Source organism: Flavobacterium sp., assembly GCF_043773265.1.
Taxonomy (GTDB): Bacteria; Bacteroidota; Bacteroidia; order Flavobacteriales; family Flavobacteriaceae; genus Flavobacterium.
In genome coordinates this window covers 1-10246 of the sequence record NZ_JAYVFH010000234.1, presented here as the reverse complement: position 1 = coordinate 10246, position 10246 = coordinate 1, and the positions used below count along the sequence as shown (strand labels likewise).

The following is a 10246-nucleotide window of genomic DNA, read 5'->3' as shown; positions in this document are numbered from 1 at the left end:
GGAAAAGCTTTTTTAGGGTAATTTCCAGTTCATCTGGTCTATTTTTAGTTACTATTAATATTGATGTTTCCATAAAAATTTAATTTACACAAATTTCATCGTATAGTTTTACAATCCTTTTTTCAAGTACATTTCTATTATAATTTTCATCAATAAAAGTTGTGTTGAATTTCAAAGCGGCAACTCTTAATTCATGATTATTGATTGCAATTAAAATCAAATCAGAAATGGCAGAAACATCAAGAGGATTTTCAATTAATAATCCATTTTTTCCATGCACAATTACTTCTTCTGTAACATTTCCTGGATTGGATTGGATAGGAAAAGCTCCCATTGCCATTGCTTCTAATAATGAATTTGGCATCCCATCAGAAATACTATTACCAATATAAATCATACTTTTTCCCATGATTTTTAACAATTTATCATTGTCTAAAAAAATATTTCTTTGAAATATTTCAATTTTTAATTTTGAAAAAAATGGTGATTTATCTATTTTATTTTTAACTGATTTATCTGCGCTATATATAATAATTTCAACATTTTTCAAAACTGAAATTGGTATTAATTCTATTGCTTCCAATATTTTTATTGCCTTACCAACGCCATCATCATACCCTTTAATTAGTAAAACGTTTCTGTTTTCTAGTGTTTGAATAGCTTTTTTATTAATTAGAAGACCACCATTGCCAGGAAAAACTCCTAAATAATTACTTTTAAAACCATTTTTTATAGCAATTAAATGGTCTCTTTTACAATCTGTAATTAAATAATCAACACGATTAAAAAATTGTTGAACTTGATTTTTGCTTACACCTATTTCTTCAAAATTAAACAAATCACTTCCCCAAGAAGAATAAATAAATTTAATATGTTTATTTTTATTCATTACACTCAATATAGGTAAACCTGACAATTTCATTTCAAAACAATGCACTATATCTGGATTTATTAAATTTAGCTGTTTTTGAAATACATTTTCAATAGCATTTTCATTATATTTTTGGATAAATTTGTATAATATTGGCAATCTTTTTTTAATTGTATGTCTAAAAGGAAAATTGTATTTGAGTTTCCATCCTTTAATTTGATTTACCCAATTTATTCGTTCAACTTTTTCTCCACCATCTGTAATATCAAACCAAAACACATCGTTACCAGAGTGTTCTAACTGGTTTACCCATTGAAAAAAATGATGATTTGGAATGGCTACCATTAATATTTTCATGCAATTTATTTTTAGCTTTTATGTTTCAAATAAAATCTTGTAACTTTTATTAAACACTTCTATTCCAAAATTTTCATGAGCATAATCAAATGCTTTTTTAGAGATTTCGAATGCTTTTGATTTATCTTTAATTAATTTATCTAATTGATTGCAAAATGAGTTTATTATATTTTCGTGATTTTCATCATCTATAAGAAAACCATTAAAATCATTAGTAATATGCTCACTAATTCCGCCCACATTTGTGCAAATTGGAATTACTCCTTGTGCCATTGACTCCATCATAACCATTGGAAAACCTTCATATTCAGACGTTATTAATAGAAAAGTTAGGTCGTGATAAAAATTTAAAAGTTCTTCTTTTTTAGTTACTTCTCCCAAAAAAGAAATTCCAGCATCATTGATTTTTTTAATATTACTTTTCATTCCTGTTCCAATCATTTGAAATTGAATTTTTGGATGTGCTAATTTCATTTTTTTTGCAATTTCCAAAAATATTTCTGGTCTTTTTTCGACTGACCATCTACCTACAAAGCCAATTTTTATTTCATTAAAATTTTTGGATTCAAATGGTTTATTATCAATTTCAATTCCATTTCCTATTGTTTGGATTCTATTTGAATATTTTTCTTGAATATTATGTTTTTCATAAAATTGTAGTAAATCTTTTTTGGTGTTTTTATTTATTACAATTCTAATGTCAATGTGTTGTGCTGAATCTACAACTTCCTGTTCTCTGTAATCTTGATTACTAAAAGCATGAAATAAATCTATTTTTTTAATATTGTTGGATATTTTTGGAAGTAATTGATAATAAAAACTGGTATTACACCCAAATATAGTTTTACAGTTTTTGGAATGATTTATTGTTTTTGAAATTTTACCTTTTAATATATTGTTTACAAAAGTATTTTTTCTATTCAAAATTTTATTTATTTCAATACAATTTGCTTCTTCTTGAAATTGATTTAAAAAATTTTTTGTTGCTGAAGTATGAGTGAAAATAACCACACAATTTTTATTTTCAATACACTTTACAATATTAAGGTGTACGCGTTCTGCTCCACCAGTATGATAATAAGGGAAAAAAAATATGCAATTAGCTTTTTTAATTTTATTTAATTCAAAATAATTGAATTTTAAATAATCTTTGAGAGCATAAAAAAAAAAGATGATGTTTTTTATTTTTGATTTCAAAATAGAATTCTTTTTATTTTTTTATTGCTTCACAACACACCATGGTATCATCTTGCAAAAGAAATGTATTTTTTACTTTTAAGTTTGAGTATTTTTCAATTTGATTTTTTAGTGTAAAAGGACTATACCAGCAATTATGATCAGGATGCACTACTTCTACAAAAAGGTCTTTTCCATAAAAATTTCTATTCATATGTTTTTTTGAAAAACAATTGGGAGCAGTTATATAAAAAACGTCTGCATTTACTGTTGATAATCCTTCAAGAAAAGTTCTAACATTATCTACATGTTCAATTGTTTCAGGAACAATACAAACGTCATATTTTTTATTTTGTAATTGATTAAAATCTGTAAAATAATCTTGGTTTACATATTTTTTTAAATTATTTATTCCTTCTTGATCAATATCAAAACCATGTATGCTTTTTGCAACTTTTGCTAATTTTATATGAAGGTTGTAAGATGGTTCAAATATTGGCCAATCTGTACAGCCAAAGTGTAAAACGTTTTTGTCAGTACATATTTTTTCAAAAAAATCAAATCTGTCTTGATACGTATTAGTAACTATTTTTTGTACCCAAAACTTATCGAATCTTTCATAATAAGGTTTTGATTTGAAATTGAATAAATTAATTATGCTTTGAAGTTTCATCTTTTTTATTTTATTTTAGTAATAATTTTTATTGAAAACAATTAATATTTTTTTTCAATAAAATTATATATTTGATTTTTGTCTAAACCTTTATAGGATAATATTTTTTTATGTAAATATTTATACTTTAATATTTTTTTAAATATTTTTTCATATAAAAAATATTTAAAAATGCTTTTTTTTAATAATGGAAGTTTCTCATAATTAAAAAGTGTTTTTGGTTCTTCTTTTATTTTATTATATTCTTCTCCCATCCATTCTTCGTAATGATTTCCAAGATGATAGCAATAATTATCATAAGTTGCAAGTCGATAACCACCCATTTTCAGTACAGGTTCATCAGTATAAAGAAATTCGCTGTTACCATCAATTTTGTATTTACTGTTTTCTAAAGGAAGTTGTTCAAAAACTTCTTTTTTAAAGGTCGCTACAAAATGTGAACATCCTAATACAGCTATTGTACCATCTTTTGATTTTATTGTTCCTATTATGTCCTGAAACTCTTTTTCTAACCATTCCCAACCTAAACTTTTAGCAAATAATGTTAGTGCTTCTGTATTTTTTACTGGTCTAAAATATAGATTTTTAGAAAATAAATTTTTCATCCAAATGTTACTTGTCAAGTCAAAATGTTTTCTGAAAACTGGAACTGGACAAACTGCTCCAGCCATTGGAAATGAATTGAACACTTGAACAACAGCATCTTCCCATCCGTTTAAAAACAACACATCAGCATCTGTTATTGTAATTAATCGTTCATCTACAGTTCTAATTGCTTTTAGTAAACTATTAATTTTTCCTATTCCTTCTTTTTCAATAATTAATTCATCAATTTTACCGTTTTTATACTTTTGAAGTAATCGTTCGTTAATTTCAATACTAGAATTATTGCTTATTACTGATATTTTAATTTTTGATACTGATGTTTTTATTACTGAAGTCAAACACATTTCAAAAATTTTATAGGCATCTTCAAAATAATCCTTTTCGTGTGGAATATGCACTGGAATTATTATTCGATGATGACATTCTTCTCTATCAATTAATTTTCCGCCTTTAGTTGGATTAAATCCTGCTCTCATAAAGATTTTATTAAATAAGATATTCCTACTTCTAATGTGATTAATTCTCTTCCTAAAATAGCTTTCATTTTTGAAGTATCAGGACATCTTCTAGTCATGTCGCCTTCTTCTAATGGTGGCAAATGAATAATTTTTGACTTTGATTTTGTAATTTCTATAATATTTTGCGCAAGAGACAAAACAGTTTGTTCTATATCACTTCCTACATTTAAAACATCATTTACGCAATTTTTACTACTCATTGCTTTTATACATGTATCAACATTGTCATCAACATAGCAAAACGATCTTGTTTGCATTCCATCTCCATAGATATAAATTGGCTCATTTTTTAAAGCAGATTTCAAGAATCTAGGCACTACAAAATCTTCACTTTGGTTTGGTCCATAGGTATTAAAAAATCTAAAAATAGTATATTCCAATCCATATTCTTGAAAATAGGATTTAAAAAAAGCTTCTCCAACATTTTTCACTATTGCATAAGGTAGTCTTGAATTAAGCGGAGTTGTATGTTCGTTTTGAGGAATTTCGAATGGTTCGCCATAAACTTCAGAAGAACTAGAATAGAAAACTCGTTTCACACCTGAATTTTTAGATAAAGAGAGTATATTTTTTATACCTTCAATATCTTCTAAGACCATTATTGGGTTTTCTAGTGTTCTTTTAACACCAACAACTGCTGCATAATGAAATACATAATCAAAATTATATCTGCCAAAAACTGGAACAACATCATTGTAGTTATTGACGTTTGCTTTTACAAATGCTACATTTTGGAGTTTTGGAATTTTTGATAAACTTCCTGTAGATAAATTGTCAACAATAACAATGTAATTATCTTGATTTTGGGCTAATTTATTTGCCAATGCGCTTGCTACGTTTCCTGCTCCACCTGTAATAAGTATTGTGGTTTTCATTTATGTATTGAAATAAATTTATAAAATTCAAAACTACTTAAAAAAACCGATTTAAGAGTAAAATATAATTGGTTTTGTTATTTAAGTTCAATTTTATTCAAGAAAAAAATCGTAAAATTTTATTTTAAATTATATAAAAAGTTATAAAATTCTTATTTTCATCTGTTTTTGTAAATATCTATTATTTTTTCTCTATTAATATGATAATCTAATCTTTCTTTGGCAATTAAGATATTGATTTTATTTGCGTTACTTAATAATGTTTTATCTTCAATTGCATTAATAATATGTTTTTTTATTTCTTCATTATTGTTTGAATCGTTTATTAAAAATCCGTTTTTTCCATTTTCAATAATTTCAGCGCTAACATTTCCTGGATTTGATTGTATTGGAAAAACTCCCATTGTAATAGCTTCTAAAAGTGTGTTAGGCATACCATCTGAAATGCTATTACCAATATAAATTAATGATTTTCCCATTAATTCAATTACTTGATTATGGTTTAATTCGTTTCTATCATAAACTTTGAAAGTCAAGTTATTATTTTTTACAAAATCAATAACCATTTTATGTGCTCCAAAAACTACAACTTCATAATTTTGTAATTGTTGCTTTATATCCATCAGTGTAGTCAATACATTTATAGCTCTTCCAAACTTATGCTGATATCCTTTTACTAAAATAATTTTTCGTTCTGAAATTGGTAATCTATATTTTTCAGCATATTTTAAATCAAAACCTGTTCCACCCGGAATTACATTAAGATTGATTCCTAAAAAACCTAATGATTTTGCTATTTTAATGTCTCTAATGCAATCAGTCTGGAGATAGTCGACTCTTTTTAATACAGTTTTTATTTTAGAATTATGATATTTAAAATTTTGATAATAATACAAATCACTTCCCCAACAGGAATAAATCCATTTTATTTTTGGGAATTTATTCATAGTCTTTATTATTGGATAAGTACATGATTGCATTTCAAAACTATGAATAATGTCTGGCTTAATTTCTAAAATTATTTTTTCAAGTTTTTCAACTGCTGTAACTTGTAATAAAGGTGAAACAAAATCATATAATTTTGGAAGTTTTTTTCTTAAAAAATGTTCTCCTTTAACATAAGGTATTTTTCTTTTTTGCCAGTTTATTATTTGATTAACATTACTGTTAAACTCCATTTTTCCTCTATTTAAAACATCAAACCAATAAATTTCATGGTTTGTACCTACCAAATTATCAATCCATCTTTTAGAATGAATTGAAGGCATTGAAATAAATAGAATTTTCATTTAAAATTAGTTTTTTGTAGCTATAATCATTATGTTTTGTCCCATGTTGTTTTTTGAACTTACAAATTTATATATACTAAAAAATCTATTAATTTTTTTAAACAGATTATCAAATATTTTTATGAATTTATCATTTATTAGAATTTGTTTCTTTTGAATAAAAAAATTAAAAAAAGTTGTTTTTACTTTCAACTCAAAATAATTTCTATTGTTTGAAATCTTGTCATTATACAAATTTTGAAGAGACAAATTAAATTCTTCACAAACATATTCAAATGTTTTAGAATTCCATCTTGAAATATGATGTGGCGGAATATTTAAAACATGATTGTGATTAGATGTTAAAAAAGAATTTGAACATGGCACAGCACAAATAAAAGTCCCTCCTTTTTTTAACGTTTTAAGAGAACTTTCAATAAATGTATATGGATTTGTAACATGCTCTAGTACGTGGAAAGAGCAAACTACATCAAATTTTTCATGGTTTTTTTCTGCAAATTCTTCTATGCTTTGTTTTAACAATATTATTCCCTTTTTAGCTGCTTTATCTATTGCTTCTTGATTATATTCTAGTCCCACATAATTCTTGTTGTTTAATTTTTCGGCAAAGTGAGCACTTCCTGAACCTATTTCTAAAACAGTATCGCTTTTGTTAATAAATTGAATTGCATGTAAAAATTCTGGGCGTAAATCTGAATAATAAACGGAATCTAGTTTTTGAAGATTTTCATAAAATTTTTCTGAACCAGCAATAATTGGATTAAAAAAAACTAACTTACAATTAGCGCATTTTAACGCATTAATATATTCATAACCAAATAATTCTTCTTTTACATCTATATTTAATTCTTTTTGATATAAATTAATTATTGATGAAGTTTTTATTTTTTGGATATTCTTTATCTTATTGCTTTTACAAAGTAAACATGTATTCATATTAATATTTCCAATTGGTTTTTGAATAAATACTTCCAAATTTAGGATGCGGTTGGTCTATTTCCAAATTATTGTTCCAGAATACATTAAAATATATTACATCATACAACATGTCTAAATCATATTTTCCATCTCCTAAGAACAAAGAAATTGAATATTGTCCTGGAGTCAAGGGCAAGTTTGGGATTTCAATATCAATATAATTTTTTGATTCAATTACATCAATTTTAAATGAATATTGATATGTATTAGCTCCTTTTATAATATTATAGTTATAATCTTTTATTAAATATCCTATTGATAATTTTTTTATTTTTGAAGTATCAAAGTATATTCTAAAACAAAAATCAGATCCACTAGTTACTTTATTTCCATTGGGTTGAATTACTATTTTTTGTAAAATTGGAAATAAATCTTTATCTCTTTTCAATAAAAAAAGATCTTCTTGAAATGTAACTGATTGCTCCTTATGCAAATATTTTTTAACAATTTGTTCAGTATTACCAATGCTATTAATTATACCATTCTCAATAAACAAACCTTTTGAACATAAACTTTGAATTGCCGCCATATTATGACTCACAAAAAGCAAGGTTCTTCCTTCGCCTTTACTAATATCGCCCATTTTGCCAAGGCATTTTTTTTGAAATTCGGCATCACCAACTGCAAGAACTTCATCTACAATAAGGATTTCACTTTCTAGATGCGCTGCAACTGCAAAAGCTAATCGAACATACATTCCCGAGGAATATCGTTTTACAGGTGTGTCAATATAACGTTCTACTCCAGAAAAATCTATAATTTCATCTAGTTTTCGAGTTATTTCTTTTTTTCTCATTCCTAGAATTGCTCCGTTGAGATAAATGTTTTCTCTACCTGATAATTCTGGATGAAATCCTGTTCCTACTTCTAGTAAACTTGCTATTCTTCCTTTTACTTTTATGCTTCCTGTTGTTGGGCTTGTAACTCGTGATAATAATTTTAAAAGTGTACTTTTTCCAGCTCCATTTTTTCCAATTATTCCAACTGCTTCTCCTTGATTTACTTCAAAATTTATATCTTTTAATGACCAAACTATGTCGCTGTCGCCTTTAGTGCTTCTGTCATTTGTTTCGCCAATTTTAAGAAACGGATCTTCTTTTCCTAGAATTTTAGTTTTCCAAAATCTGTCGATATCACGCGACAATGTTCCTGTACCAATTTGTCCTATTTGGTATGCTTTAGAAAGATTATCTACTTTTATTACTGGTTTACTCATTAGATTGTATCAACAAAGTTTTTTTCGGTTTTATTAAAAATAATAATTCCAAAAAATAAAATAATTAAAGTAACTAACGTAGCATATCCAATACTCAAGAAGGTAAATTCTCCTTTTCCGAGAAATGCAAATCTAAATGCTTCAATTATTGGTGTCATTGGATTGTATTCTACTAGATATCCATATCCTTTTTCTCGAGCATAACTTAACGGATAAGTTATAGTTGTTGCATACATTAATAATTGCACTCCAAATGTTACTAAAAAGGTTAAATCTCTATATTTTGTTGTCATTGCTGTTATGATTAATCCTAATCCTAAACCAAGCAATGCCATTAAAAGTACTAAAAAAGGAAATAATAATATGGCTGTTGTAACCTGAAAACTGGTTCCAGTTTCTGGAAAAAAATAAAAATATATCATTGTTAAAATCAATAACAACATTTGAACTCCAAACCGAACTAAATTGCTAACAACTATGCTTAAAGGCATTATTAATCTAGGAAAATAAACTTTACCAAATATACTAGCATTGTCTTTAAATACTGTACTAGTTTTAGACAAACAATCTGAAAAATAATTCCAAGAGGTAATACCAGTTAAGTAAAAAAGATATTTAGGTAAACCATCGGTACTTATTCCTGCTAAGTTTCCAAAAACAAATGTAAAAACTATAGTTGTAAAAATGGGTTGAATAAAAAACCAAAGTGGTCCTAAAACTGTTTGCTTATAAAAACTTACAAAATCTCTTTTAACAAACATAAAAAGCAAATCCCTATAACGCCAAAGGTCATTGAAATTTAAGTCAAAGAGAGAAGAATGTCCTTTTATTACTAAATCCCAATCTTTAGATTCTTGTGTGATTTTCATTGCTATAATTAACTATTCTTAGTGAAAATTTTATATATAAATCGTTCGCTATTTAAAAAAACAAATATAGTAATTTAAGATAATTATTCTAAGTGATTCTGATGTATTAATTAATATTTGTTTCTTTGTGAAAAAAATAGACAAATTTTGTTTTTCTTTAAAAAAAATAAACCGTTTTTACAAGATTTAATCCCAGTAGATTATACTGATATCCATTCGCATCTACTACCCAAAATTGATGATGGTTCTAAATCTATTGAAGAAACTATAGTTTTAATTAATGAACTTAAAAACATAGGATTTTGTAATTTTATTACAACTCCGCATATTATTGAACACGTTTGGGAAAATTCAAGACCAACAATTCAAGAAAAATATAATTTTACTTTAACACATTTAAAAGAAAATAATATAAATAATTCTTTTATGGCTGCTGCCGAATATATGTTGGATGGAAATTTTAGAAATCTTTTTGAAAATGAAAAGCTACTTACTTTAAAAGATAATTATGTTCTTATAGAAATGTCTTATTTAAATCCTCCAATAAAATTATATGAAATTATATTTGACCTTCAAGTAGCTGGTTATAAGCCAGTTTTAGCACATCCTGAACGTTATACTTTTTATCATGGTACTCATGAATATATAAAACTTAAAAAATATGGATGTTTATTTCAATTAAATTTATTGTCAAGTGTTGGTTATTATGGACCAGATGTTGCTAGAACTTCTGATTATTTATTAAATAATAATTTAATTGATTTTGTTGGTTCGGATGTTCACCATAGTAAACACATTAGTTTTTTTGAAAAAAGAAT

General features: G+C 25.9%; 10 protein-coding genes. 1 reads left to right on the top strand and 9 read right to left on the bottom strand.

From position 1 onward, the window contains the following. Positions 1 to 79: 79 nt before the first annotated feature. From ACH2BO_RS12545 to ACH2BO_RS12505, 9 genes are all read right to left on the bottom strand, one after another. The gene (locus ACH2BO_RS12545) at positions 80 to 1228 is read right to left on the bottom strand and encodes a glycosyltransferase (protein ID WP_395045076.1); all 1149 of its coding nucleotides are present in this window, start codon (positions 1226 to 1228) and stop codon (positions 80 to 82) included. Positions 1229 to 1246: 18 nt separating this feature from the next. Continuing rightward, positions 1247 to 2425 carry a glycosyltransferase family 4 protein gene (locus ACH2BO_RS12540; RefSeq protein WP_395045075.1) on the bottom strand — a complete coding sequence of 393 codons (1179 nt, stop codon included), beginning with the start codon at positions 2423 to 2425 and terminating at the stop codon, positions 1247 to 1249. A 13-nt stretch (positions 2426 to 2438) separates the two neighbouring features. Next, positions 2439 to 3077 carry a methyltransferase domain-containing protein gene (locus ACH2BO_RS12535; protein ID WP_395045074.1) on the bottom strand — a complete coding sequence of 213 codons (639 nt, stop codon included), beginning with the start codon at positions 3075 to 3077 and terminating at the stop codon, positions 2439 to 2441. A gap of 41 nt (positions 3078 to 3118) precedes the next feature. After that, positions 3119 to 4159: a glycosyltransferase gene (locus ACH2BO_RS12530; protein ID WP_395045073.1), complete on the bottom strand. Its 1041-nt coding sequence runs from the start codon at positions 4157 to 4159 to the stop codon at positions 3119 to 3121. After that, the gene (locus ACH2BO_RS12525; protein ID WP_395045072.1) at positions 4156 to 5076 is read right to left on the bottom strand and encodes an NAD-dependent epimerase/dehydratase family protein; all 921 of its coding nucleotides are present in this window, start codon (positions 5074 to 5076) and stop codon (positions 4156 to 4158) included. Before ACH2BO_RS12525 ends, ACH2BO_RS12530 begins: the two co-directional genes overlap by 4 nt. 158 nt (positions 5077 to 5234) lie before the next feature. Continuing rightward, positions 5235 to 6365 (bottom strand): glycosyltransferase, encoded by a 1131-nt coding sequence (locus tag ACH2BO_RS12520; RefSeq protein ID WP_395045071.1) that lies wholly within the window; start codon positions 6363 to 6365, stop codon positions 5235 to 5237. Between the two features lie 6 nt (positions 6366 to 6371). After that, the gene (locus ACH2BO_RS12515) at positions 6372 to 7340 is read right to left on the bottom strand and encodes a class I SAM-dependent methyltransferase (RefSeq protein ID WP_395045070.1); all 969 of its coding nucleotides are present in this window, start codon (positions 7338 to 7340) and stop codon (positions 6372 to 6374) included. Next, entirely contained in the window at positions 7303 to 8559 is a 1257-nt protein-coding gene (locus ACH2BO_RS12510; RefSeq protein WP_395045069.1) for an ABC transporter ATP-binding protein, read from the bottom strand. The genes ACH2BO_RS12515 and ACH2BO_RS12510 overlap by 38 nt, the downstream gene beginning before the upstream one ends. Further along, complete coding sequence (locus ACH2BO_RS12505) at positions 8559 to 9428, bottom strand: ABC transporter permease (RefSeq protein WP_395045068.1); 870 nt, start codon at positions 9426 to 9428, stop codon at positions 8559 to 8561. The genes ACH2BO_RS12510 and ACH2BO_RS12505 overlap by 1 nt, the downstream gene beginning before the upstream one ends. 147 nt (positions 9429 to 9575) lie before the next feature. On the opposite strand from ACH2BO_RS12505, the gene ACH2BO_RS12500 reads away from it, so the two are divergent. Further along, positions 9576 to 10246, top strand: a 671-nt coding sequence (locus tag ACH2BO_RS12500; protein WP_395045067.1) for a tyrosine-protein phosphatase, incomplete at its 3' end; no start/stop codon positions are given.

Excerpts from the sequence above, each read along its gene's own strand:
- ACH2BO_RS12545 (WP_395045076.1), bottom strand. The coding sequence starts at position 1,228 with ATGAAAATATTAATGGTAGCCATTCCAAATCATCATTTTTTTCAATGG.
- ACH2BO_RS12505 (WP_395045068.1), bottom strand. The coding sequence starts at position 9,428 with ATGAAAATCACACAAGAATCTAAAGATTGGGATTTAGTAATAAAAGGA.
- ACH2BO_RS12530 (WP_395045073.1), bottom strand. The coding sequence starts at position 4,159 with ATGAGAGCAGGATTTAATCCAACTAAAGGCGGAAAATTAATTGATAGA.
- ACH2BO_RS12535 (WP_395045074.1), bottom strand. The coding sequence starts at position 3,077 with ATGAAACTTCAAAGCATAATTAATTTATTCAATTTCAAATCAAAACCT.
- ACH2BO_RS12520 (WP_395045071.1), bottom strand. The coding sequence starts at position 6,365 with ATGAAAATTCTATTTATTTCAATGCCTTCAATTCATTCTAAAAGATGG.
- ACH2BO_RS12510 (WP_395045069.1), bottom strand. The coding sequence starts at position 8,559 with ATGAGTAAACCAGTAATAAAAGTAGATAATCTTTCTAAAGCATACCAA.
- ACH2BO_RS12525 (WP_395045072.1), bottom strand. The coding sequence starts at position 5,076 with ATGAAAACCACAATACTTATTACAGGTGGAGCAGGAAACGTAGCAAGC.